Source organism: Alkalibacillus sp. S2W, from assembly GCF_046764385.1.
In the GTDB taxonomy this organism is placed as follows: Bacteria; Bacillota; Bacilli; order Bacillales; family Alkalibacillaceae; genus Alkalibacillus; species Alkalibacillus almallahensis.
The window spans coordinates 406,603-431,191 of sequence record NZ_CP177234.1 but is presented as its reverse complement, the minus strand read 5'-3'; the positions used below and the strand labels follow the sequence as shown (position 1 = coordinate 431,191).

Genomic DNA, 24,589 nt, shown 5'->3' with positions numbered 1-24,589 from the left:
CTATGATCACCCTAACCTAATCGGAAGTTCATGATTATATAAATACTGTTTCAAATCGCTTAATTCTATTTCATTAAAATGAAAGACAGATGCGGCTAAGGCTGCGTCTGCTTTTCCATTCGTTAATACATCGAGGAAATGTTCTTCTTTACCTGCACCACCTGAAGCAACAACAGGGATGTTAACGTGGTCACTTAACTGAGCCATCACATCGCTTCGATAGCCTTGTTTAACGCCATCAGTATCCATGACATTTAAAACAATCTCGCCAGCGCCACGTTTTTCCCCTTCTATGGCCCATTCGATTAACTTCTTACCCGTGTTCTCTCGGCCGCCTTTCACAAAGACGTACCATTCACCGTCCGCTTCTTTCGCATCAATCGATAAAACAACGCATTGATTGCCAAAACGGACAGATGCTTCATCGATCAGATCTGGATTCGTGACAGCCGCACTATTGATCGACACTTTATCAGCACCAGCTTGAAGAACAGCCCGAAAATCATCGACCGTTCGAATGCCGCCACCGACTGTAAATGGAATGTGAACTTCTTCTGATACACGTTCGACCACGTCTAAGAAAATATCGCGTTTTTCATGGGAAGCCGTTATATCATAGAATACTAATTCATCAGCACCTAGTTCACTGTACCGCTTACCTAACTCAACCGGGTCAGCCACATCTTGAATATCAGTGAACTTCTTGCCTTTTACCACACGGCCATCTTGTACGTCTAAACATGGGACAATGCGTTTGGCTAACATGTTGATGGCTCCTTCATAATCGCTGCTAGATTCACTTTGTTTTCATATAACGCCTTTCCAACAATCGCACCGTAAAGTTTCACGTCATTAAGCGCGCGTATATCTTTTAAGGAAGTCACACCACCTGATGCGATGACATTAAGCGACGTGGCCTCATTCATTTCGTAAAGCGCATCGATATTAGGTCCTTGGAGCATGCCGTCTTTAGCAATGTCAGTATAAACAATCGTTTTGATTCCATAAGACTGCATCTGGACAGCAAAGTCAACCGCTTCTAATTCAGACGTTTCGATCCAACCGTCCGTTGCCACATAACCATCACGTGCATCAATCGAAACGACAACACGGTCACCACCAAATTGTGCAGCGGCTTCTTTAGCAAACGCCGGATCCTTCACGGCCGCCGTCCCTAATATAACTCGCGTCACGCCTTTATCTAATAATGTTTGAATGCGATCTAAATCACGCACGCCTCCGCCAACTTGCACTGGAATATTGACGTGACTCACAATTTGTTCGATTACCTCGCCGTTCTCAGAAGGGTCCCCTTTAGCTGCATCCAAATCGACTAGGTGTAAGTAGCTCGCTCCATCACGTTCCCACTGTTCCGCCATCTCAATAGGATCACCATAAACGGTTTCATCGTTATAGTCACCTTGCTTTAAACGAACGCATTGTCCGTTTCGTAAATCAATCGCAGGAAAAATTCTCATTGCACCATCTCCCCGAAATTTTTTAGTAATTGCATTCCGACACGCGAGCTTTTCTCTGGATGGTATTGCATCCCCATCACGTGACCTCGTTTCACAGCTGACGTGAACGACTTTCCATAAACCGTTTCATGTAAAATATCTGCTTCATGCGTCGTTTGAGCATAATAGGAATGAACAAAGTAAACATAGTCCTCATCTTGAACACCTTCATTAAGCGATGTCATTTGTTTTAATGCTAACTGATTCCAACCCATATGCGGGACTTTCACATCGTCAGAAAACCGAACAATCTCACCCTCTATCAAGCCTAAACCAGCATGTTCACCGTGTTCATAACTTTTGTCGAACAACAATTGCATCCCTAAACAAATCCCTAAAAGAGGCGTTCCCTTGTCTACTTCTTGTTTAATTGTATCGACAAAACCACTTGCTTCAAGGCGTTTCATCGCTTCACCAAAAGCACCAACACCAGGCAAAATCATCCCGTCTGCTTGAGCTAGATCACTTGGATCATCCGTAACGAATGCATCAATTTCTAATAGTTTTAATGCGTGTTTCACATTTTTTAAATTACCTGCTCCGTAATCAATAATGGCTATCATGGCTGTACTCCTTACTCTGATAACGTTCCTTTTGTAGAAGGGACGGATCCGTCTTCATGTTTAATCGTGACCGCTTCATTTAATACGCGACCAAATCCTTTGAAAATCGATTCAATGATATGGTGATTATTCGAGCCGTGCATCAATTTAATGTGTAAAGTCACACCCGCTTGATTGATAAACGCACGGAAGAATTCCTCAACGAGTTCTGTATCAAACGCCCCTACTTTTTCACCTAAGCCATCTACATCAAAAACTAGATATGGACGATTGGACACATCAATCGATACTAAGCTTAGGGCCTCATCCATTGGCGTAAAATCAGATGCATATCGCGTGATTCCAGCTTTATCACCAAGGGCTTGTTTAAAGGCTTGACCTAAGACAATCCCGACATCTTCTACAGTATGGTGATCATCTACATACGTATCGCCATCAGCACTTACTGTTAAGTCAAAAGAACCGTGTGCAGCAAATAGGGTTAACATATGATCCAAAAAACCAACACCTGTATCAATATGAATGTCTTGTTTACCATCTAATCCGTAAGCTAAATCAATCGCAGTCTCACTTGTTTCTCGTTTAATCGTTGCTTGGCGCATAATTCTAACCTCCCCTTATTCATTAAATCGAATCCGGACCGACTCTCTATGACCATCAAGCCCTTCTTGATCAGCAAATCGCTCCACTTGATGTCTCACTTGTTGTAACGCACTTTCTGTATAGTAAATCACGCTAGATTTTTTCATGAAATCATAAACTCCGAGTGGCGAGGAAAATTTAGCTGTGCCATTTGTCGGCAATGTATGATTCGGACCGGCGAAATAATCACCGAGAGGCTCTGGTGTATAGTGTCCTAGAAAAATCGCGCCCGCATGTTTAACATGAGGTAACCATTCGAACGGTTCAGCTATTTGTAATTCCAAATGTTCTGGTGCCCAGGCATTCACGAATTCCATCGCTGTCTCCAATTCTGACACAACATAAATCCCGCCTTGTTGCTGAATCGACTCTTGTAAAATAGCCTGGCGAGCACGTTTTTTCATCTGTCCCTCTACTTCTCGTTGTATGGCTGATGCGATCGCTTCACTTGTCGTTACAGCGACAGCCGATGCGAGTTCATCGTGTTCAGCTTGTGCGATTAAATCGGCAGCAACAAAAGCTGCGTCTGCCGTTTCATCTGCTATAACACACACTTCGCTCGGTCCAGCAATCATATCAATGCCAACATCACCAAAGACATACTTTTTAGCACGTGCTACGTACACATTGCCTGGCCCGACAATTTTATCAACAGCCTGGATTGTTTCCGTTCCGTAAGCTAAAGTTGCGACACCATGAGCGCCTCCAACTTTTAAAATCTGACTTGCGCCTGCCATATCAGCAGCAACTAATGTCATCGGATTGATCGTTCCGTCAGCTTGTACTGGCGTTGTCACGATAATATCACTTACACCTGCTACAACAGCCGGCACGATATTCATCAGAACCGTTGATGGATAAGCAGCTTTTCCTCCAGGGACATAAATGCCCACGCGCTCAATTGGTGTGACTTGCTGACCTAACCACGTCCCTTGTGCATCTGCTGAATACCAAGAGGTCTCTTTTTGTTTAGCATGATATTCCTTAATATTCGCTTTCGCTTCATTTAGGACCTCGATCATATCCTCACTTACGATACGATAGGCTTCCTCTATTTCTGCTTGTGTCACGATATAATTGGTTAAATCAACGCCATCTAATTGATGGATATAATGTTTAACTGCGTCATCGCCATCTTTTCTAATCGCTTGAACGATCGTTTTAACACGGTCATCAATCTCATCGTATTGAACAGCGTCACGACTTTTACGATTCTTAATAATTTGAGGAATATCATTTGTTTGGATACGATTAATTTCCATTTGTGACACGTCCTTTTTCATCAACGATTGATTTGACTTGATCGATCACTGGACGAATGGCCGTTCCTTTTGTCTTGAAACTGGCTTTGTTTACCACGAGTCGTGCGCTAATGGATAGCATCGTCTCGATCACTTCAAGATTGTTTTCCTTAAGCGTACTCCCAGTTTCTACAATATCGACAATCACATCACTCAATCCTACTAATGGCGCTAATTCAACAGAACCGTTTAATTTAATGGTTTCAACTTGGCGTCCTTGTGCTTGGAAATAGTCATTGGTAATTTTCGGATATTTCGTTCCAATGGTAAGTGGTTGATGAGCAGACAATTCAGTGCCTGGTTCACCAGCCACCGCAAATTCACAACGACCAAACCCTAAATCAATCACTTCAAACACATCTGCCCCTGCTTCAAGCAATGTGTCTTTTCCAGCAACACCTATATCAGCAGCACCATTCTCTACATAAGTACCCACATCCATCGCCTTGACTAAAATCAGTTCATAGTTTCCATCATCACTTATAAACGTTAATTTACGTGTTTTTTCGTAGTAAGATGAAAATGAAATGCCGATTTGTTCAAGCAGTTCTAGACTTAAATCAGCTAAGCGGCCTTTAGCGAGAGCAATTTTAATCGTTTCCATTCGTTAAACCTACCTTTTCAAAAACGTCATCCAATTGGTGATAAGATTCCTGTTCTCCGTTCATATCCATCGTTTGATTCACAACATCGATGACTAATTCAGCCTGATTGATTGAATCTTGATTAGAAGCTAACGTCGTCACGACATTGTATTCACGCAATTGTTGAGCTAATCTCATCGCTGTTTTAATCGTGTCATCATTCGTCATAACCACAGCTTGTGATGGTTTCGGTAATGAGACAGCTTGCTGTTGTTTCGCGATTCTTAGCAAGTCGTCAATATAAACGCCAAAACCAATGGCACTTGTTTTCAGGTTAAAATACGTCATCAATTGGTCATAACGTCCACCTTGAATCACTGGTTTACCATACCCTTCGATATAACCTTGAAACATAACCCCTGTATAATAATTCAGATGATTAACTAAACCAAGATCAATCGATACATCTTCAGCATAACCCAATTCATCCAGACGCTCCACTAAACGGGTTAAATGATCTAAAGCTTGCGTCATTTCACTATTTAAAACAAGTGTTGTCGCTTGTTTTAGTACCTCACTTGGCTTACCAAATAATTGCGGCAATTGAAGTAACGCTTTCTTCACCACTTCTGATACGTTTAATTCATCCAATAAATCACTTAGTTCATACTCATTTTTCGCTTCTAATTTTGCCTGTATTTGCGCTTCCGCTACAGCGTCTAAATCTGTTTCACTCATTAGGGCTCGAAAGAAACGAGCTTGACCTAGTTCGAGTTGAATAGCGTTCAAGCCAGTATGTTTCAATGATTTAATCGCTAAAACAACCATATCTAAATCATTTAATTCGCGACCATCATCAAACCATTCCACGCCAACTTGGGAAAAGGAGCGAGACGTTCGGTCCGATTCACCACTTTCCATCCGAAAAATATTCGTGACGTAATACATTTTATTTAATAATGGCGCATCTGACGTCGCCTGTGAGGCCATGCGTGCAATCGGAACCGTAGCATCTGGTCTTAATACAAGCACTTTACCATCACGATCAATTAATTTAATCATTTGATCGTCATCCATCGTTCCCGGTATATTTTTAAATAAATCATAATACTCAAAAGTCGGTGTCTGGATCGGCTGACACCCATACACATGATAAAGTTGTTTAAGTCGATCTATTAATGTTTGTTTTAATTCATAATCCTGTGCGTATAAATCAGTTACCCCTTGTGGCAACGGTTGATTAAATGCCATATAAACACCCTTTATCACTCTATTTATTTATCACTTTATCAGAATAAAGTTATGTAAAATATTTTAACGATTGCCCTACTAACTGTCAAGCCATTACAATGAGATTGATAGAAAGGATGAGACCATGTTTGATAATCATATGCATTCGAATTTTTCAGCTGACTGCGACGCACCCATGGAAGACATGATTGAAGCGGGAATCAAGCGCGGGGTCAAGGAACTGTCATTCACCGAACACATTGACTATGACTATCCTGATCCGACGATTCACTTCGACGTTAATTTAAATCAATATGAGCAAAAAATACGTGAGATGCAACAAACATATGGCAAGCAAATCACGATCCAAAAAGGAATCGAACTTGGCTTTCAACCCCATTTAACGGAGCGTTATCAACAATTATTACAAGACCATTCCTTTGATTTTATTATTGGCTCAATGCATACGACTGACCATAAAGATTTGCATTCCGGACGCTTATTCGAAGGCCAATCATTAAATGACGCCTATGAAAAGTACTACACCGAGTTATATGAATGCGCTAAAGCATTCGATCAATTTAGTATTTTAGGCCATATTGATTTAGTGACTCGTTATAAATATGAACCAAGCGTCTATCACTTTCATGACGTGATCGAAGAAGTTTTCAAAGTTATTATCCCACGTGGACAAGGAATTGAGATTAATACGTCCGGCTACAAATACGGCATGGACCGTGTTCACCCAACCCGTGACATTCTGCAATTATATTACGATATGGGTGGCGAGATTATCACAGTTGGTTCGGATGCCCACAAACCTGAACGTGTTGGCGATCACATCGAATCAAGCTATGAGCTATTGCGCGATGTCGGATTTAACTATGTTGCCACATTCGAACAACAAAAACCTCAATTTCACAAATTATAGAGATGAAGCAGAAATCGCACAATTCTAAATGCCTTTCTCAACAGTCTGATACTAAAAACTGGGCTCATCCTACTTGCATAGGGTAAGCCCAGTTTTCTGTATTTATGCTTGATGTTCTAATTTACCTAATAAGGCCGCCACATAGAGCCCCACACCGATCAGTGCGATACTCATGACATTTAAAACAATACTTGGTTGAAAACCTGGATAAATCACGACCACAGAACCAACAACGAGTCCAACGATTAACGCATACGTCTGATAAAAATAGTGCGATAAGAAGAACCGAATGATTTTACTCATCACAAGTAACCCAAATCCGATCCCGAGTGCTAGCGGAATCAGTCCTTGAATTACAATATCTTCTAACACGTATGTAAATGTCGGATACATGCCAACGAGTAGCAATAGCAACGAGCCGCTGATTCCCGGTAAGATCATCGCAGAACTCGCTAACCAACCTGATAAAAATAACAAGACATACGTGCGAGCATCAAACGTTTCGATTGCTTCACCTGCAGTTTCTTGAAAAAATGCTGTCGAAGCGATCAAAACAGCAGCTAGTCCAAACAATAAGTAATGTACAGGGCCAAAAGTTTTCTTAAAATCAGACTTCTTCAATAACATCGGAATAATACCAATAATTAACCCGATAAATAAAAACAAGATTTGATTCGGGTAATGGTCAAGTAACCAATTAATCACATTCGCTAATGTGAATATAGCCAGTAATACGCCCAACCCGAGTGGGATCAAAAACCCTAGATGTTTTTTCCATTCACGTGATAAAACACCATTAATCGCTTCAATTAGCCGTTCATAAATACCTAAAATAACAGCAATCGTTCCACCACTTATTCCAGGGACAATATCACTGATCCCCATAATAATACCTCTATATAAATTCCGCCATTCCATACAAACGTCAACTCCTATTCCATGTTACATACCTTCATCTATTCTATTATACATAACATGGTCAGTGGAAGATGCCCTTATAATAAAATTTGTGGAATATCTTTGACAGGATGACGAACGATTTGTGGCGTCGTTCGATAGACGGCTTCTAATGTCTCGGTAGTCAAAATATCATCACTAGACCCTTGCTTGACGATTTCACCTTGGTTAATCAAAATTAACCGATCACAATATTGCGCGGCTAAATTTAAATCATGCAACACCATGAGCACTGTTAAGCCTGTTCGCTCTTGCCAAGCTTTCACGATGTTCAAGACCTCCGTCTGATATCCAATATCTAAAAAGGATGTTGGTTCATCGAGTAATAATAAATCAGGATCCTGAACCATCGCCTTCGCAATCGCGACGCGTTGACGTTCACCACCACTTAGTGTGTCGAGCATTTGGTCTTTTAAATCCGTTAACCCTGTCATAGTTAACACATGATCAACCCGACTTAAATCATCTGCACTTTCACGTTGGAAAAATTTCAAGTGTGGATAACGTCCCATCATCACCGTATCATAAACAGTCATTGGATAAGGTGCGAGTCCATCTTGTGTCAGAACAGACACACGTTGAGCTTTTTTCTTATGCGACCATCGTTTCACGTTTTGGCCAAACAATAACACTTGCCCATCTGTCACCTCATACATCCCTGAAATTAATTTCATTAATGTTGATTTCCCGGCGCCATTTGGACCAATTAACCCAACGCACTGCCCGGCTTCCACATCAAAGGATACATTAGAAACAAGTGTCTGCTCGTCAACGGTTTTCGACACATGTTGTAAGGAAAGCATATCGATTCCTCCTAAAAGTACTCGCGTTTTGCCTGACGCAATAAATAAATGAAAAATGGCGCGCCTAAAAAGGCTGTAATCACACCGAGCGGTAATTCTCGGGGTGCTAGGATGACACGCGCTAATGTATCCGCTCCTACAAGAAATAGCGCGCCTCCAATAATTGATAATGGTAATATCATGCGATAATCAGATCCAACGATTAGCCGAATCATATGGGGTACGACTAGTCCCACAAAACCAATCGCACCTGAAACGGCAACTGCTGCGCCAGTCATGAGCGATGCTAAGATTAGCAGAATAAATCGAGTTCTTTCTACCGATACGCCGGAATGGTGCGCCACTTCCTCACCTAGTCCGAGCATGTTAAGTTCTCTCGTAAACATCATGGCCACAATTGCTGTAAGAGCAATCACTGGTAAAACAACTGCGTTATAACTCCAATCCGTCAACGTCAAGCTACCCATCATCCAAAACACAATCGTCTGCAATTTCTCATTTGCTAATGACATGACCAATGACAAACAGGCACCTAAAAATGCTTGAACAACCACACCTGCTAAGATAATCGTTTCCATTCTGACCTTTTGACCGATTCGAGCAATCGAATAAACGACCATTAATGTCGCAAACCCACATATGAACGCAACGACAGGTAATGTCATCTGCCCAATCCAAACCATTTGGATACCAAACACAAACGTCATTGCTGCGCCAAATGATGCTCCTGATGAAACACCTAATATAAACGGATCAGCTAACGGATTGCGTAACACTCCTTGATAAAGCGCCCCTGCTAAAGCTAATGCCGCCCCTACAACAGAAGCAAGTAAGATCCGTGGCATCCGCAAATCTAACACGATCGTCGCTGTTGAATCAGGCCAATCACGCTCGATCCAGTCCCCCATAATCGGGACGTGTGACAATATAACTCGCCAAACAGTCGTAAACGATATTTGGGCTGACCCCAGTGATATGGATAACCCCATTAATATCACTAAACCTATTAATAAACTGATCATCGTTAGCCATAAGGTCGAACGCTTTGCCATCATCAACATCCATTCATTTTACACTTATTCCATCTCTTCTGGATACAATATTTCTGCCAGTCTCTCTACACCTTGAGCCAAACGCGGTCCAGGTCGTGAAAGAAGGCTGTTTTTAACATCATAAATTTCCTCATTCTGAACAGCTGAAATACTATCCCAACCATCACGGTTCATGATTGTTTCGTGTGCACCTTCTGTCGTTTCACCATATGTCGTAATAATGACATCTGGATTTTGTTCAATAACGACCTCTTCACTTACTTGTGGCCAACCTTCTTGATCGGCGATGATATTCTTACCACCTGCTAATGTTAGAACCTCATGTATGAAAGATCCTTCACCGCCAGAAAATAGTTCCGGTCCTACTTCAATCCACACTTTTTTACGTTCTTCTTCAGGAATATCACTTACCTTATCTTGAACATCACTGACCGTTGTCTTCATACCATCAATGACATCCTGAGCTTGGTTCATTTGACCAGTAGCTTGACCAACTAGTTCAATATCGTGATACACCTCTTCTAAACTTTGAGAACCAATAACTAACACCTTTAATCCGGCTTCACGCATAGCATCAATATCGTCAGCATTTTGAACATCCGCGACGACTAAATCTGGTTCTAAACTAACAATTTTTTCGATATTCAGATTCATATCCCCGACTGTTTCAACGTCGTTTACCTCTTCAGGATAATCTGCCCATTCAGACACACCATCTACCTGATCACCAGCACCTACTGAGTATACAACCTCTGTCGCGCTTGGAATGACGGACACGATTGATTCGGGTTCTTCTTCAATTGTTACCTCAGTATCTGTACGATCAGTTAACGTCACGGGATACGACTGTTCCTCAGATTCACTGGATTCATCGGATTCTCCAGTTTCATTCGATTCATTTTCAGTTGTCTCTTCTCCGCTGTTTTCTCCATTACTCGCCTCTTCGGACCCCTCATCGCTTTGGCAAGCTGTTAACCCGACAGCTAACACGATTAATAACGTGAGAAGCCATTTTTTCAAGTTGCTTTGCATCATCTGTACCGCTTCCTTTCTATGATAAAAAATGCGCTTATTTCCTCCATGGACAGAAGAAAACAAGCGCATGTCGCTTTACTATATACAAATCAATCGATCGATTGATATATAGCGTTCCCTTTAGCCCCGAAGGAAATCAGCTAAAATATATAGGCAGGTTTCCTGACTCAGGATCTTAGCGTCTAACCCCTTCCCGTCGATTCGACAGTGGTTTGGTTAGTTGCTCCTCTACACAGTGGCGGGACCGCGCCGGATTCACACCGGACTTCCCTATTAAGTGAATGCTACTCGTCATTCACACCTATATATTTTATTGATTAAATTAATCTAATTTTAATCTTAAGCTGAAAGGTCATCAACGTCAAACAAATTTTGTTATTTTCTTGAATATTAACTTTAAAAAATGATTCGCTGTCCGATATTAATCTAGTAAGAAATATCGATGAAATTCGACATATTTATTAAGTTTAGGAGGTTGATTATGAAACGAATCAAAATCACTGTTCTACTACTATTCACACTAATGATGACAGTCGCATGTTCATCAAACAGTGAGAATATAGACTCAAGTGAGGACACCCTAAGTGCTGGGCTTCTCGTCACAGAAAGCGGTATTGGTGATAATGCCTTTAGTGACTTAGCCTTCCAAGGATTAACACAAGCACGAGATGAATTAAATGTGGTTTTTGATTACCGCGAACCATTAGATGAGAACTATGAAGAGAAGCTTCAACAGCTCATCGACCAAGACCATGATGTCATCTTTGGTCTCAGCTTCACAACGTCACCTGCCATTAAGGCAAAAGCAGAGGAATATCCAGACCAACAATTTGTCGTGATTGATGACACGATTGACCTACCAAATGTGACGTCAATTACCTTTAAAGAAGATGAAGGTAGCCGTCTTATCGGCTTAATTGCAGGAATGCGCACAGATAGTGACGTCGTCGGTTTTATCGGTGGTGTTGAAAGTGACGTGATCCAGAAATTCGAAGATGGTTTTAAACAAGGTGTTCAAGAAGCCAATCCAGATGCTGAGATTTTAACTGAGTACGCCGGAACTTTCGATGATGACCAATTAGGGGCTGAGATCGCTAGTAATATGATTGATGAAGGAGCCGATTACATATTCCCATCTGCAGGTTTTACTGGAACAGGTGCTTTACAAGAAGCACAAAGTCAGGGCATTCATGCATTTGGTGTCGATACGGACCAATACACGATTGCTGAAGATGCCGTTGTTTCATCCATGGTCAAGAACGTCAATATTGCCATTTATAATGTAATGGAACAGCTCAGTAACGGTGAATCACTAGAAGGAAATCACCGCGAATTAGGACTAGAAGAAGAAGGGGTTGGTTTAGCGCCAATTCGCGTCATAGAGCTAACGGATCAACAACAACAGACCTTAGATGATGCACAAAATTAATCCGGAAAGGAGTCTTTGAATGTCCATTAAAAAACGATTGTACATAATGACATTGACACCGCTTATATTGAGTTTACTAATCGTGTCATTTATTGCTTATCAGATGATTAATTTACAAGATTCATCACAAGATGACATTGATGTCTTACTTGAAAGTAAAGATATCTATTCTCAGCTTCAATCTACTGAACAGGCTTTGTCTACTTACTTCTACAGCCCTTCTGCAGCAACGAAACAAGAGGCTGAATTGCAAGTAGAGCAAACAAATGAAACAATTCAAGGGATTATGGATTTAGTTGAGACAGAGGAGCAACAACGCTGGGCTAGCCAAGCGCAAGAAAAATATTCGAATTGGCAAACAGCAACCAATGAAGCGCTCGAATCTGAGAATATGAACAACGTCCAACAGCAAGCATTAAGAACTGCTGGACTTGTGAATGATGCCTACATGTTAGAACGTGCGAGTAATAATTGGTATGATCAGAATATCGAAGAACAGCAAAATATGATCAGTGGAATACTGATGATTATTTTAATCGCGAGTATGATCTTGATTATCTTCACATTATTCTTAACCCTTAGATTATCGAACCGCATTGCTAACCCACTACAAGCATTATCACGACAAGCACAAGAAGCAGCTTCTGGTAAACTATCATTAGACATTGACGTTGATGAGAAAGAAAAAGATGAAGTCGGCCAGCTTAAGCGTTCATTTAAGACGATGATTGAAAACTTAAAGGACACCGTCGAATCCATCCATTCTATTAATCGACGTGTAGACGACTTTAGTACACAACTAAACGATGAAATTAAAAGTTTAACAGAGGGCAGTGAACAAGTCGCAAGTTCTACCGATGAATTAGCTCAAGGTAGTCAATCAATTTCTAACGATGTCCAAGATGCGGTGACACTCGTTGAAAATATGCAACATGATTTTGAAGCAAATGCTGAAGAAAGTGACGCCGCCAATGAAGAAAGTACCCATGCACAACAAGCTGTCCAAGACGGGCATAAAGCACTTGTCTCACAGAAAACCATTATGGATCAGAACCAAGAAGCAATGGCAGAAGTTCGTTCCTCAGTAGAACAATTCACGCATTACACGGAGCAGATTGAACAAGCTGTTGCACTTGTAAACGATATTGCTGAACAAACGAACTTACTTGCTTTAAATGCAGCGATCGAAGCTGCGCGTGCTGGTGAACACGGTAAAGGTTTCGCCGTTGTAGCTGATGAAGTTCGTAAATTAGCTGATCAATCAACTTCAGCGACAGATGATATTAAACAAATGGTTGATCAAATTCGCCAAGGTGTTGATAAAATCAATGTTCAAACGGAAGAAACAACACGTCTAAGCGAAGAACAAGTGAATGCAGTCGATACATCTGAGCAATCGTTTAATAATATCGCTGAGCATGTCAGCCAAATCTATGATCGCCTAGAGAAACTATCACAAAATATGAACGAATCACGTAAGCAATCTGAGCAAATCACCGCAACAATGGAAAGCATTAGTTCTGTTACTGAAGAAACAGCCGCAGGTACTGAAGAAATTTCAGCCTCAGCAAGCGAACAGCAAAATGCCTTCCAAAAATTACAACAAGAAGCTGAGAAACTTGAAATGATGATTGAAGAATTAAATGAAAAGACATCACATTTTCACTAAGTAAATCGGTCCCTTTCGACAACATAACAGTTAAGTCGAAAGGGATTTTTACATTCGTTACCTTTTTGCTTACAATACTAATAGAAGGTAAAATCATACAATTGTTTTATAACAGTCCATCCTACTCTTATAAATTAGGTGAAAAAATGTTTAATGTGAGCTCATTCATTCAATATCATAGGACAAATCAAGGCTTATCCCAGCGAGATCTTGCAGATGGAATATGTTCGATCTCATATTTAAGTAAAATAGAAAACGATACGATTGAACCAAGCCAAGATCTATTTAATATGTTATGCGAACGATTGGGTATCTCACTTGAATCTTTTAATAAAATGACGAACTATGCTATTGAAGACGAAATCATGTGGCTTTATAAACTTATTTCGAAAAAGAATTTCAATGAAGCGAGCTCTTACTATCAATTTTTAAAAAACCAATTAACTCCTTTTCACCATGAACAAATCATCCATTTATTCAAGTTAATCGAACTTTATTATTTTATTGAAATGAAAGATGACCGAGTTAATTACTACGAAATAGATGAGCTATTACAAATGGAATCAAGCTTCGAGGAAGAAAAACGCTACTACTTTCTTAAAATCATGGGCGTTTACTATATTCACCTTGCTTATCCTCACCAAGCGATTCTATATCTCATCGATGCTGAACAAGTCCTAACGCGTTATGCGATGAAAGATCCTGATTTGTATTATTTAATTGCTGCTACTTACACCAGATTATCTGAACCTGCTCGCAGCAATCACTATTGTCAAATCGCTAAAGAACAATATATCAATGTGTTTATGTATCCCAAAATTACCAATTGTTACATCTTATTCGGCATCAATTATACATTATTGCAAGCATTTGATATTGCAGAACGCTATTTCTTTCAAGTATTAAACTCAAGACCGATGATGGATTCAGATCATGTAACGGCCAATGTACAGTATAATATTAGCTTCATGTATTGTGAAAAACAAGAGTGGGAACACGCATTGAACTACTTAGAACAAGCTTTATCAGGATTTTATTCTACTTTTGAAAAACTTCATTGTGTTCAACTAATCGCAAAATCTTATCATCATTTGCAGGAATATGACGAAGCCGTGTCGTATATTGAATATGGTAAACAATTAAGTGATCAGATTGGTGATCAGAAAATTCGTTGTTTATTATGGCTGTTAGAACACCGAATTTATGATACCCTTCACACAACACAGTTTATTAATGAAGCTGAACAATACTGGCTCAATTATTTGGTTGAACGAGGAGAAAATAGGACTTTAAAACAACTATATTTCTTCCTTGCAGAGTCATTAGTCAGTCAGAACCGCGACAGAGAAGCAATTATGTATTATAACAAGTTGATGCAATTAGGCATCTAAACTATTAAAAGTGAGGGATTCTATGTCTAATCTCGTTTTATTAACCGAAGAAGATCATGTGACGACTATTACCTTGAATCGTCCTGAACAAATGAATGCTTTAAACGAAGAAATGTTAAGTGCTTTAGCTGAACGCTTAAATGAAGCATTCCATAATGATTCTAAAATTGTCGTTTTAGAAGCGAACGGTAAAGCTTTTTCAGCAGGTGGAGACTTAAACATGATGGTAAATTCAGATGCTGGCGGGGATTTCGAAAACATTATGAACACCATTGAGGACATTGTCTTAACACTTTATCAAATGCCTAAAATCACGATCGCTGCTCTGAAAGGTTCAGCTGCTGGACTAGGCCTTAGTTTAACACTTGCTTGTGACTATGTTTTAGCGAAATCAGATGCTAAAGTCGCGATGAACTTTATCGGAATAGGTTTGATTCCTGATGGAGGCGGACATTTCTTCATGCAACAACGTATCGGGACTGTACGTGCGAAGCAAATCATCTGGGAAGGTAAACGATTAGAAGCTGATGAGGCAAAAGGGTTGGGTTTAATCGACTTTGTGATTAACTCTGATATGGATCAAGTGGTTAATCAGTATATTGATAAATTGAAGAAGTCACCAATCTTGGCGATGATTGAGTCGAAAATGATTTATCATCAGCAAACGATTGATCAACTCAAATCGTTCTTGGCTGCTGAGACAAAAGGTCAGACAAACATGCGACAAACTTCGGATCACCAAGAAGGTGTTGATGCCTTCCTTAATAAGCGCCATCCGAATTTCACTTGGGAGTAAGACCAAATTAATTTCTTAATAAAAATCCCTTAGCCTTCATACTCGTATGTATGAGTTGGCTAAGGGATTTAGCTTTAATTACCTAACTCGTCCATTATATAATCATATAGTGGTTCTTCTGGGCTTAAGCCACATACGTCTTCTAAGACTTGAGCATAGCCAGATTCTTGAATCATTTGTTGTAATTCCACTGCTTCAGCATCTGATTCGTTACTATAGTCAAGGGCACTGATTATCACCTTGATCAAATATTTAGGAGCTTCATTAAACAATTCAACATACTGAAGGGCTGGACGAATCAAGCGATCTCTCTCTCCTAATTTACGTTTCGGTCCACGTGCTACTCTCGTAATCTCATCGTTTAAATAAGGGTTTTTAAATCGATTAACAATCTTCTTACGATACTTCTTATGCGTTGCGCCATCAAATCCATATAATTGAATGAGAACATGCCCTGTTTCTTGTAAAGCGCCATTCACAGTCGTTATAATCTCCTGATCTTGGGTAGCCTCCTTAATGGTGTCATATCCAAATTGGTCACCTAGATAAGCGATCGCAGCATGTCCTGTATTGACCGTAAATAATTTGCGCTCAATATATGATGTTAAATCTTCAACATAAGTAATTCCTTTTATATCTGGAATCTCACCTTTCACATCATTTCGTGAGACCACCCATTCATAATAAGGCTCAACTGTAACGACTAACAGATCCTCATTTTCTTGATTAGGGGCAATGCGATCAACAGCAGCATCTGGAAACCCTACCCGCTCTTCTAACAACGCATGATACTCTTGTGGCAAATGTTCTAACACTTTTTCTTTGAGTAATGTGCTGCCACCGATCATATTCTCACAGGCGATGACATTCAGGTAATCGTTCTTTTCATCAAACCGTTTCACTAAGCCTTCAGCAATATTTCGGGCGATAATCGGAAGCACTTGTGGTCCAACGGCAGTCGTGACGATATCTGCTTTAGCAATATTTTCACTTACTTCTTCTGGCTGTTCTGTACTGACAATACCTGAAATATTGCTCACAATTTTCTCTTGCTCTTCTTCTCCTGCTAAAATCACAGGATATTGCTTGCGTTCATTAATTTCCTGAATAATAGTTTCATTAACATCGACGAACACGGTATGGTAATTCGCATCAAAGAGCAACGTCCCAATGAACCCCCGACCAATATTACCAGCGCCAAAATGCACAGCTAGCATTAATTAACGCCTCCTAAAATCGTTAGAATTTCGTCTTTTGTTTCAGCGTTGATCAACTTTTGAATATTTTCTTCTTCAGAACAAACGAGTGCAATTTTAGATAGAATCTCTAAGTGCTCATTTCCTTTACCTGCGATACCGATTAAAATATTGACCTCGTTCCCGTCAAAGTCTACACCATCCGGTACAATCACAACCGATAGACCCGTTTCATTAACGGTTGATTTCGCATCCTCTGTACCATGAGGAATCGCGACTTGATTGCCAATATACGTCGTAGATACTTCTTCACGTTCTAACATTTTGTCAATGTAGCTTGCTTCTACATACCCTTGATCATTTAAAATCTGCCCTGCATAACGCACAGCTTCCTCTTTACTATTTAGTTCTGCATTTAATACAATATTGTCTTTCGTTAAAATATCATTAGCCATTGTCATTCTTCCCTTCTATTTGATGTTAAGAGTCGCTTAAGTCAATTGCTCCACTAAATAAGCTTTGATTATGTCTTCCTCTTGAGACACGAAAACAGAAATCGCTTGATCATCCTTAACGAGTAATTCACTAATCGAACTTAGAACTTCTAATTCATATTGACCAACAGATTCTGGTGAGATCATAACCATCATGTGCTTCATTTCCATCCAGTGATCGTCCATTCCCTTTACCTTAATAGGCGTCTGTAATGGATAAATTGTTAAGGAAGGCTTCACAATCTCATGATTCCGTGTATGAAATAAAGCTAAAGATGTGTTGGGGATTCCGACCCCACCGCTATTCAACCTTTTTAACAACTGATCTGAAACAACTTGATCATCGCGGATCACATCCTGATCAAGCAATAATTCACAAACCTTTTTCACCGTTTGTTCTAAACTTAATGTTTCCTGAATCGGATTAACCGAAACATCATCAATAATCGGTAGTGGATGATGAGGTTGAGACGCTTTCATGTCATCATAATGAATTGAGCTTTCTTCGGTCCGATTCATTCTTCCTACATTTCGACTCACGCGTTGTTTATGAATAAAACGATTAATCTCACGAATGTCATCTTGGTCTAACATAGGTGATACCAGCACATACTCATAAGACACGTTTTGAATGGGGACAGTTGATACCACAAAATCATATTTCTCTAAGTCTAAGCGTTCGATATCAAACAAAGAACCATGGTCAACTGAACTGATCTCCGTAAATTGTTGATTAATTTTAGTCGCTAACATTTTCGATGTGCCGATCCCACTCGAACACACAACTAATAAATCAAAACGTACATCCTCTTCCATCTTTAGCATCGTCGAGGCGAAGTGTAATACTAAATACGCCACCTCTTCTTTTGGAAAAGCTAAATGAGGAAAAACTTGATGAACTCCCTCTTCAATAATCTCGAATAAGACAGGGTGATCGGTTTCAATTTGTGATGCTAAGGGGTTTTTAATATTCATCCCTTGCGATAAACGGAAAACAGCAGGTTTTAAATGAGCCACCAAATCATTTAAAATCTGATCTTGCTCAAATACAAACCGCTCCATTCTGCGATTAACAAAATCAATTAATTCTTTAGCTTTAAAAGCCATATCAAGTGAAGATTCTTCTAGCAAATAATCATGATCATAACGCAACTTTGCCCCTAGAAGATGCATCGTGATATATCCAATTTCATCACGAGGGATCGTCATATCAAACGCCTTCTCTAGCTTTTCTATCATCTTTTGAGCTATTTGAAACTCTCTCGAATCTTCTAACTCGGTCAAATACGCCTGATCAAATTGAATCGTCTCACCTTTTTGTAATCGTTCCATAGCCAACGCTAAGTGAACAATCAAACCAATGTACGCATTGTCTGCTAGTTCGTACGGTAAATCCGCATTCGTTTGATTGACCGCTTCTTTAACCCGCGATAATTTATCATGTTCAACTAAATCAAGAAGACGATGCGAAATCGAATTCATCTGTTGCGAGTCTTGCTCTATATGTTTACTTAACAAATGAATGAGCTCTGATTCATCGACATGTTTAGATATGAGATAACTCATCGCTGAGCGTTTTTGCTTTTCTTCACCATCAATCTTCACGCCATACCCTCGCTTACGAATTAAACTTAACTCGTATTGCTCTAATACAGGCTGCAAATAATCGAGGTCATGACTAACCGTCGCAATGGTAACCTGTAGTTCATTCGCCAATGCATACAATTTAATCGGGTCTTGAGCTTCTAATAACGTCGTCAGTATAATAGATTGTCTCTCTTCGGGTGTGTAATCAGTGTGCTCAAGTTGTAAAATCGCATGCTTCAACCGTTCTTGATCATCTTTGTCTCCTGATAACTCAACGCCCACACCAGATTTCTTATGAATCGTTAAGTGATAATCTTGAATGATTGATTCAAGATTATTTAAATCACGGTGAACCGTTCTGACACTAACATCTAATTCCCCTGACAACTGATTAACAGGAATTGGTTCATCGTAAGATAAGAGTGTCTCAATTAATTTACGCTCACGACCAGAAATGTACACTGATTCACACCCCCTTCTGACATTTCATCTAAATGCCCACTATTATTGTAACTACCCTAAAACGGCTCAAGCAATTCAATCTTCTTGCTATTTAGACATAATCATTGTTGTCAAAACTAAACAACTTAATTATTTAATGCGCATAGAAAAATCGTGGAAATCACTCTAGAAAGGCTATTCCACGATTTTTTGTTAGATTATTGCTTTTTAATAGTTTCAACTAACTCATCATATTTAGGACTATTCAAGAAGTTTTCTACTGAAATATGATAAGCACCTGGCATTTTCGTTCTAGCACGATCAGTAAGGTCTTTATGCGTGATAATAATATCAGCATCACCAGGCAATTCATTAATGGCTGTATTATTTACCTCAATACCTTCAATGTCAGCTTTTTTGAATTTGTCTTTTAAGAGCGAAGCGCCCATCGCACTTGAGCCCATACCTGCATCACACGCAAAGATGACTTTATTAACGTTCTCAGGCACTTCAGCAGGCTCCTCTTCGGCTTGATCGTCTTCGTTTGTTTCATCAGATTGAGCTGATTGTTGATCTTGTTTTAACTGTCCAGAGACCGAACTCTCTTTACCTTTAAGTGATTCCATTTGGTTAGTTGCATTCTCTAACTCTTCAGAGCCATCAGTCTTACTCGCTTTCAGAATAACGGAAGCAATTAAGAATGAAACAGCTGCTGCAACAATCACACCTAATAAGACACCTAAATGATCACCTCTAGGAGTCATTGCCATTAAAGCAAAAATACTACCTGGAGATGGCGTTGCTGTTAAACCAACATCCATGATACTAAAGGTGAATACACCACTTACACCACCAGCTACTACCGCTAATAACAATGATGGTTTCATTAAAATATAAGGGAAATAGATTTCATGAATACCGCCAAAGAATTGGATAATAGTCGCACCAGAGGCAGAACTTCTTGCCATTCCTGTACCAAACACAACAAATGCTAGTAAAACACCTAAACCAGGTCCTGGTGTATTTTGCAAGAGAAAAATACATAGTTTTGCAATCAAAAATACATAAGATTGCCAGCCCTTTTTCGCTATTCTTGATTAGATAGTGCGTGCTTCACTCTAAAGCTATCTCCAGTGAAGTTTAGTACATGCGCATGGTGGATCACGCGATCCACTAAGGCAGCTGTTAAACGTGAATCTGAAAATATCCGGTTCCATTGACTAAATTCTAAATTGGACGTGATCATTAAGCTTTTTTGTTCATACCACTCAGAGATGAGTTGAAATAACAGCTCTGCTCCTTCTTTTCCGAATGGAATGTATCCCATTTCATCTAATACGATTAAATCAACCGTTTTAAACTTGTTCCTAAAGTTTCGTAATTTTCCGTCTTGCCACGCTCTATCTAATTGATCAACGAGATCTGAAACACGGAAGAATCGGACCTCAAAACCATTTCGACAAGCCTCCCGGCCTAACGCTGTTGCTAGATGGGTTTTACCTGTTCCTGGTGCTCCTGTTAAGATGACATTTTCGACGCGTTTGATAAAACTGAGGGAAATCAGTTCATCTTTATCTAATTGTTGAGGAAAATGGATATGGCTTCCCCAATGATAATCATCCAGTTCTTTAACATGTAAGAACTTCGCCTTCTTCATTAAGCGGTCCGCTCTGGCTTCCTCCCTTAAAGCGAATTCCTTTTCAAATAGCTCTTTTAAAAATTGCTCTTTTGTTTCAAATGGTATTGATTCATAAACGTCTGCTACATACGCTAATCTTAGTGACTTGCACATGGCTTTAATATCCCGCGTCATGTTGACTCACCCCTTGGAATGTTTTGATCATAAAGGCTCCAGTCAACATCATATGGATGGTCGTCGTGTTCAGGTTGTAGATCGTTATCTATTAAGTCATAAAATTGATCATTAATTTGTTCCATATCATGTTGGGCCAATTGATGAATCAACCAACGCAGCCTTTCTTTTCTTAAACGATGATCCTCAATCCGGATATATTCAAATATTCGAACCGGCAAGTATGGTTGGTAACGTGAATACTCTATGGCTCTTGGCTTATCCAGCCAAGAGGATAGAATACCTTGCCAAGGAATTTGTCTTCTTTTATGCATATACGGTCTAACATCTTTCATAAGGATCTCTCCGTTAGGAGATGTGACTTTAAATTGATCCCAATAAAGCACTAATCGAACTTGTCCAAAATTATAGCTCTTAGGTACATGTACTTTGACTTGGTCGACCACAATTTCCCCATATTTATTAGCTTTCACCCATTTTTCTTTAAATATCGGATAATCTTGATCAGGAAGATGAAGCATGTGTTGATGTTCATCTTGATAAAGGTCTTCAATTGTTTGTTGTTTTACATAATGTTGGCGTTGGCGATCTTGTGTCAGTTGGTCCTCCAACCAGTCTGTGAGTTGTTCATATGACGTCATGACAGGTGCAGGTGTTGTGAAATTATATCGAATATAACCAACTTTATTTTCGACATGACCTTTTTCATGGCCACTATAGGGATTACAAGCTTGAATCTCACAACCATAATATGCTGAAAATTGATGGAGTTCATGGGTGAATTCAACTTCCTGATGGCGTCCCCTAGGTTTAATAACAGCTGCTTTTAAATTATCAATTCTTAGCACTCTAGGAACGGCTCCCATTTGTTTAAAAATAGTTTCTAGCCCTTTTAAGAAACATTCTTGGTTTTCACTTGGTAACGGAACACAAAAAGTTGCGTTGCTATAAGGTAAACTAAGGGACAAACCATGAACATCGACATATTGACCATCTTTAACAGCTTCTAACAAGCCAAAATCAACTTGCGCTTCACCTGGAGGATGTTGTAACCTTTCGTACCCCTTATCCTTCGTGGAATCATCGTTGATCTTTCCTTCACGCCAGTCTTTAATAAAATGGCAAACGGTACGATATGAGCCTTCAAAGCCAATGGCTTGTAATTGTGCAAAAATAGCTTTATTCGTACGACGCTTTTTGTAAGGTAGTTTATAATCTTCTATAAGCCAATCCGATACGATCTCACCCCATCCTTCTTCATGCATCATGCCTTGTTTGGGTTGCACGTTTTCTTGAGGCACCCAATCCTTATCGGCGTACTTTTTAGCTGTACGCCAATTAATACCAAGCATTTCAGCGATTGAATTGACGGATTTTGATTTTTGATTTCGTAAAACTTTGATACAATTAATTTCAGACATTGCCAGCATTCCTTTCAACCTCCACTGTTTAATTGATTCGACACCAATAACAGTAGTGGTATTTGATTGGGCTGGCAAGTCTTTTTTTTTGATTGCAGTGTTGTGTACTTTTTAGTTGCAAACTTCTGTACTTTTATTTTGCATTACACACCTGGGTTCGTTTCTAATAAGAAGAGAATCGATTTGCCTGTTTCAGCTGATTCTTCTAACCCTAACGGACTTAAGATACCATGGTTGATGGCATTGTTAAGGAACAGGATTTTGGCCGGTTCAATAATGATATTCGCCAATGGCAATAATCCTGCATTCACTAACACTTCAACGCCTGATGCTAACACTTGGTTTAATGCAGAAACTAATGGGCCAAAGACTTTCAATGCCAATCCTGCTAATATTGCACCTAATATACCTGCTGAGAAGTTATTATAAAGCATTTCAAATCCTGAGCGAATACGATGTTGAAACGCCTCGTCCATTTTACGAGTGATATAACCACCGAGTGGACCTAGGATCATAGCACCTAAGAGCATGGTAATGTCTGTACCCACAACAGAACCAATTGTCGCTGTTGCACCAACTACGCCACCTCGGCCACCGTGTATCATTTGACCGCCGGTATAACCAATTAAAAGCGGTAATAAATAGGTGATCATCGGTCCTACGAGCTGAGCCAATGATTCATTTGGAATCCAACCGTCCGGAATGAATAATGCCGTGATTAAGCCCCATGCAATAAAAGCTGCAATGTTCGGCATAATCATGCCACTTAAATAACTACCGAAACGTTGAATCTTTTCGCGCACACTATTTTGTGCCATACTTTTTCCTCCTCAAGTTACTTATAAAATGATTTTAACTGAATCTAATATGATTGCTAATGTCTATGGTAAAGCGTTTTCATTACCTTCACAATCTTCTCTTAAAGCATTTTTGACAACATGAATGTTGACACCATTAAAAAAGTACAGGTCTAGACCTGTACTTTAGGGAATTATATTAAAAGTCTCTATTCACTTTTAGCTTAAGAGTATAAATGATCGCCTTCTTTAATCGCCTGACTCATCGGTAAATAATGTGAAAATACACGAGCCATTTCATAAATGCGATGTTTTACACCTTCCGCAATTAATTCATTAGTATGGGAGAATTGAGACGAATCGGTATAGACATAATTAGGTGTGATTAAACACTTAAAGTAGTCAAAAACAGGCTTCAGTTGGTTCTCGATCACTAAATGATGTTGTACCGTGCCTCCATTTGCCATGAGCGCCACAGGTTTGTAGCGCATCGATTGAGGTGATACAAGATCAAGAGCATTTTTAAGCGAACCTGGAATAGACCCTTGAAAAATAGGCGACGCCACAATAAAACCATCCGCTTCTTCCAATTTTTTAATCAACGATTGTGTCACTTCAGAATAATCTTCTAACCCCCGCCCGTCTGCAAAATCGACAGGATATTGTTCTAAATCTATAGATTCAATTTCAATTTCGTTTGATATATTTTTTAAATGTTGCTCCGCTTCTAATAAAAGCGTCTTTGTCTTTGAGCCAACCATAGTTCCATTCAATAATACAACTTTCACTAATACCCCTCCCATTAGGATCTTGACTTTATTTTAACCCTTTGTGACAGCCTTTTCAAATTGATGAAATAGTGCTTTTAGTCTGTTTGTTAAAAATTTTTAGATTCTTTTCAGGCATGTCATCAAACTGTTATACATTTGTACAAGCACTG

22 protein-coding genes, 2 pseudogenes and 1 riboswitch are annotated in these 24,589 nt (G+C 39.6%); of the genes and pseudogenes, 5 read left to right on the top strand and 19 right to left on the bottom strand.

The annotated features are described in order from the left end of the window. Positions 1 to 6: 6 nt before the first annotated feature. The 7 genes from hisF to hisZ are packed head-to-tail and all read right to left on the bottom strand — an operon-like array spanning position 7 to position 5,858. Positions 7 to 765 (bottom strand): imidazole glycerol phosphate synthase subunit HisF, encoded by a 759-nt coding sequence (gene hisF / locus ACKXGF_RS02370; protein ID WP_167262079.1) that lies wholly within the window; start codon positions 763 to 765, stop codon positions 7 to 9. Next, entirely contained in the window at positions 759 to 1,478 is a 720-nt protein-coding gene (hisA, locus tag ACKXGF_RS02365; RefSeq protein ID WP_411954708.1) for a 1-(5-phosphoribosyl)-5-[(5-phosphoribosylamino)methylideneamino]imidazole-4-carboxamide isomerase, read from the bottom strand. Before hisA ends, hisF begins: the two co-directional genes overlap by 7 nt. Further along, a complete protein-coding gene (gene hisH, locus ACKXGF_RS02360) occupies positions 1,475 to 2,080 on the bottom strand; it encodes an imidazole glycerol phosphate synthase subunit HisH (RefSeq protein WP_411954707.1) in 606 nt (201 codons plus the stop codon). Before hisH ends, hisA begins: the two co-directional genes overlap by 4 nt. 11 nt (positions 2,081 to 2,091) lie before the next feature. Further along, entirely contained in the window at positions 2,092 to 2,682 is a 591-nt protein-coding gene (hisB, locus tag ACKXGF_RS02355) for an imidazoleglycerol-phosphate dehydratase HisB (RefSeq protein ID WP_411954706.1), read from the bottom strand. Positions 2,683 to 2,697: 15 nt separating this feature from the next. Continuing rightward, the gene (gene hisD / locus ACKXGF_RS02350) at positions 2,698 to 3,984 is read right to left on the bottom strand and encodes a histidinol dehydrogenase (RefSeq protein WP_411954705.1); all 1,287 of its coding nucleotides are present in this window, start codon (positions 3,982 to 3,984) and stop codon (positions 2,698 to 2,700) included. Beyond that, positions 3,974 to 4,627 carry an ATP phosphoribosyltransferase gene (gene hisG, locus ACKXGF_RS02345; protein WP_411954704.1) on the bottom strand — a complete coding sequence of 218 codons (654 nt, stop codon included), beginning with the start codon at positions 4,625 to 4,627 and terminating at the stop codon, positions 3,974 to 3,976. The genes hisD and hisG overlap by 11 nt, the downstream gene beginning before the upstream one ends. Continuing rightward, on the bottom strand, positions 4,614 to 5,858 hold the full coding sequence (hisZ, locus tag ACKXGF_RS02340) for an ATP phosphoribosyltransferase regulatory subunit (protein WP_411954703.1): 1,245 nt from the start codon (positions 5,856 to 5,858) through the stop codon (positions 4,614 to 4,616). The genes hisG and hisZ overlap by 14 nt, the downstream gene beginning before the upstream one ends. 124 nt (positions 5,859 to 5,982) lie before the next feature. On the opposite strand from hisZ, the gene ACKXGF_RS02335 reads away from it, so the two are divergent. Next, positions 5,983 to 6,768, top strand: a complete 786-nt coding sequence (locus ACKXGF_RS02335; RefSeq protein ID WP_411954702.1) for a histidinol-phosphatase HisJ family protein — start codon at positions 5,983 to 5,985, stop codon at positions 6,766 to 6,768. A 102-nt stretch (positions 6,769 to 6,870) separates the two neighbouring features. On the opposite strand, the gene ACKXGF_RS02330 is transcribed toward ACKXGF_RS02335, so the two are convergent. From ACKXGF_RS02330 to ACKXGF_RS02315, 4 genes are all read right to left on the bottom strand, one after another. Then, positions 6,871 to 7,686 (bottom strand): DUF368 domain-containing protein, encoded by an 816-nt coding sequence (locus ACKXGF_RS02330; protein ID WP_411954701.1) that lies wholly within the window; start codon positions 7,684 to 7,686, stop codon positions 6,871 to 6,873. Between the two features lie 77 nt (positions 7,687 to 7,763). Next, the gene (locus ACKXGF_RS02325) at positions 7,764 to 8,528 is read right to left on the bottom strand and encodes an ABC transporter ATP-binding protein (protein ID WP_411954700.1); all 765 of its coding nucleotides are present in this window, start codon (positions 8,526 to 8,528) and stop codon (positions 7,764 to 7,766) included. A gap of 11 nt (positions 8,529 to 8,539) precedes the next feature. Further along, the gene (locus ACKXGF_RS02320; protein WP_411954699.1) at positions 8,540 to 9,580 is read right to left on the bottom strand and encodes a FecCD family ABC transporter permease; all 1,041 of its coding nucleotides are present in this window, start codon (positions 9,578 to 9,580) and stop codon (positions 8,540 to 8,542) included. Between the two features lie 24 nt (positions 9,581 to 9,604). Next, positions 9,605 to 10,615: an ABC transporter substrate-binding protein gene (locus ACKXGF_RS02315; protein WP_411954698.1), complete on the bottom strand. Its 1,011-nt coding sequence runs from the start codon at positions 10,613 to 10,615 to the stop codon at positions 9,605 to 9,607. Positions 10,616 to 10,749: 134 nt separating this feature from the next. Then, positions 10,750 to 10,935, bottom strand: a riboswitch (cobalamin riboswitch). A 161-nt stretch (positions 10,936 to 11,096) separates the two neighbouring features. On the opposite strand from ACKXGF_RS02315, the gene ACKXGF_RS02310 reads away from it, so the two are divergent. The 4 genes from ACKXGF_RS02310 to ACKXGF_RS02295 all read left to right on the top strand — a co-directional run bounded on the left by ACKXGF_RS02310 (position 11,097) and on the right by ACKXGF_RS02295 (position 15,900). Further along, positions 11,097 to 12,044: a BMP family lipoprotein gene (locus tag ACKXGF_RS02310; RefSeq protein ID WP_411954697.1), complete on the top strand. Its 948-nt coding sequence runs from the start codon at positions 11,097 to 11,099 to the stop codon at positions 12,042 to 12,044. A 19-nt stretch (positions 12,045 to 12,063) separates the two neighbouring features. Continuing rightward, a complete protein-coding gene (locus ACKXGF_RS02305) occupies positions 12,064 to 13,713 on the top strand; it encodes a methyl-accepting chemotaxis protein (RefSeq protein ID WP_411954696.1) in 1,650 nt (549 codons plus the stop codon). A 146-nt stretch (positions 13,714 to 13,859) separates the two neighbouring features. After that, positions 13,860 to 15,104 carry a helix-turn-helix domain-containing protein gene (locus tag ACKXGF_RS02300; RefSeq protein ID WP_411954695.1) on the top strand — a complete coding sequence of 415 codons (1,245 nt, stop codon included), beginning with the start codon at positions 13,860 to 13,862 and terminating at the stop codon, positions 15,102 to 15,104. Positions 15,105 to 15,126: 22 nt separating this feature from the next. After that, complete coding sequence (locus ACKXGF_RS02295; RefSeq protein WP_411954694.1) at positions 15,127 to 15,900, top strand: enoyl-CoA hydratase; 774 nt, start codon at positions 15,127 to 15,129, stop codon at positions 15,898 to 15,900. Between the two features lie 74 nt (positions 15,901 to 15,974). Here ACKXGF_RS02295 and ACKXGF_RS02290 read toward each other — a convergent pair whose 3' ends face one another. The 8 genes and pseudogenes from ACKXGF_RS02290 to ACKXGF_RS02255 form a co-directional block, all read right to left on the bottom strand. Continuing rightward, positions 15,975 to 17,117 carry a mannitol-1-phosphate 5-dehydrogenase gene (locus ACKXGF_RS02290; RefSeq protein WP_411954693.1) on the bottom strand — a complete coding sequence of 381 codons (1,143 nt, stop codon included), beginning with the start codon at positions 17,115 to 17,117 and terminating at the stop codon, positions 15,975 to 15,977. Continuing rightward, entirely contained in the window at positions 17,117 to 17,551 is a 435-nt protein-coding gene (locus tag ACKXGF_RS02285) for a PTS sugar transporter subunit IIA (protein ID WP_167262096.1), read from the bottom strand. Before ACKXGF_RS02285 ends, ACKXGF_RS02290 begins: the two co-directional genes overlap by 1 nt. A gap of 36 nt (positions 17,552 to 17,587) precedes the next feature. After that, on the bottom strand, positions 17,588 to 19,639 hold the full coding sequence (locus tag ACKXGF_RS02280; RefSeq protein WP_411954692.1) for a BglG family transcription antiterminator: 2,052 nt from the start codon (positions 19,637 to 19,639) through the stop codon (positions 17,588 to 17,590). A gap of 197 nt (positions 19,640 to 19,836) precedes the next feature. Further along, a pseudogene (locus ACKXGF_RS02275) lies at positions 19,837 to 20,667 on the bottom strand (PTS mannitol transporter subunit IIBC); the annotation flags it as partial. Positions 20,668 to 20,705: 38 nt separating this feature from the next. Beyond that, positions 20,706 to 21,431, bottom strand: coding sequence for an IS21-like element helper ATPase IstB (istB, locus tag ACKXGF_RS02270; RefSeq protein WP_411953787.1), 726 nt, complete (start codon positions 21,429 to 21,431; stop codon positions 20,706 to 20,708). After that, the gene (gene istA, locus ACKXGF_RS02265; RefSeq protein WP_411953786.1) at positions 21,428 to 22,930 is read right to left on the bottom strand and encodes an IS21 family transposase; all 1,503 of its coding nucleotides are present in this window, start codon (positions 22,928 to 22,930) and stop codon (positions 21,428 to 21,430) included. The genes istB and istA overlap by 4 nt, the downstream gene beginning before the upstream one ends. Positions 22,931 to 23,001: 71 nt before the next feature. Then, positions 23,002 to 23,670: pseudogene (locus ACKXGF_RS02260) on the bottom strand (PTS transporter subunit EIIC); the annotation flags it as partial. Positions 23,671 to 23,873: 203 nt separating this feature from the next. Further along, the gene (locus ACKXGF_RS02255; protein ID WP_411954691.1) at positions 23,874 to 24,437 is read right to left on the bottom strand and encodes an NADPH-dependent FMN reductase; all 564 of its coding nucleotides are present in this window, start codon (positions 24,435 to 24,437) and stop codon (positions 23,874 to 23,876) included. Positions 24,438 to 24,589 lie beyond the last annotated feature (152 nt).

Excerpts from the sequence above, each read along its gene's own strand:
- ACKXGF_RS02330 (WP_411954701.1), bottom strand. The coding sequence starts at position 7,686 with ATGGAATGGCGGAATTTATATAGAGGTATTATTATGGGGATCAGTGAT.
- istB (WP_411953787.1), bottom strand. The coding sequence starts at position 21,431 with ATGACGCGGGATATTAAAGCCATGTGCAAGTCACTAAGATTAGCGTAT.
- hisH (WP_411954707.1), bottom strand. The coding sequence starts at position 2,080 with ATGATAGCCATTATTGATTACGGAGCAGGTAATTTAAAAAATGTGAAA.
- hisD (WP_411954705.1), bottom strand. The coding sequence starts at position 3,984 with ATGGAAATTAATCGTATCCAAACAAATGATATTCCTCAAATTATTAAG.
- hisB (WP_411954706.1), bottom strand. The coding sequence starts at position 2,682 with ATGCGCCAAGCAACGATTAAACGAGAAACAAGTGAGACTGCGATTGAT.
- ACKXGF_RS02315 (WP_411954698.1), bottom strand. The coding sequence starts at position 10,615 with ATGATGCAAAGCAACTTGAAAAAATGGCTTCTCACGTTATTAATCGTG.
- ACKXGF_RS02285 (WP_167262096.1), bottom strand. The coding sequence starts at position 17,551 with ATGGCTAATGATATTTTAACGAAAGACAATATTGTATTAAATGCAGAA.
- ACKXGF_RS02335 (WP_411954702.1), top strand. The coding sequence starts at position 5,983 with ATGTTTGATAATCATATGCATTCGAATTTTTCAGCTGACTGCGACGCA.
- hisA (WP_411954708.1), bottom strand. The coding sequence starts at position 1,478 with ATGAGAATTTTTCCTGCGATTGATTTACGAAACGGACAATGCGTTCGT.
- ACKXGF_RS02295 (WP_411954694.1), top strand. The coding sequence starts at position 15,127 with ATGTCTAATCTCGTTTTATTAACCGAAGAAGATCATGTGACGACTATT.
- ACKXGF_RS02320 (WP_411954699.1), bottom strand. The coding sequence starts at position 9,580 with ATGGCAAAGCGTTCGACCTTATGGCTAACGATGATCAGTTTATTAATA.
- ACKXGF_RS02300 (WP_411954695.1), top strand. The coding sequence starts at position 13,860 with ATGTTTAATGTGAGCTCATTCATTCAATATCATAGGACAAATCAAGGC.
- ACKXGF_RS02325 (WP_411954700.1), bottom strand. The coding sequence starts at position 8,528 with ATGCTTTCCTTACAACATGTGTCGAAAACCGTTGACGAGCAGACACTT.
- hisG (WP_411954704.1), bottom strand. The coding sequence starts at position 4,627 with ATGGAAACGATTAAAATTGCTCTCGCTAAAGGCCGCTTAGCTGATTTA.
- hisF (WP_167262079.1), bottom strand. The coding sequence starts at position 765 with ATGTTAGCCAAACGCATTGTCCCATGTTTAGACGTACAAGATGGCCGT.
- ACKXGF_RS02305 (WP_411954696.1), top strand. The coding sequence starts at position 12,064 with ATGTCCATTAAAAAACGATTGTACATAATGACATTGACACCGCTTATA.
- ACKXGF_RS02310 (WP_411954697.1), top strand. The coding sequence starts at position 11,097 with ATGAAACGAATCAAAATCACTGTTCTACTACTATTCACACTAATGATG.
- hisZ (WP_411954703.1), bottom strand. The coding sequence starts at position 5,858 with ATGGCATTTAATCAACCGTTGCCACAAGGGGTAACTGATTTATACGCA.
- ACKXGF_RS02290 (WP_411954693.1), bottom strand. The coding sequence starts at position 17,117 with ATGCTAGCTGTGCATTTTGGCGCTGGTAATATTGGTCGGGGGTTCATT.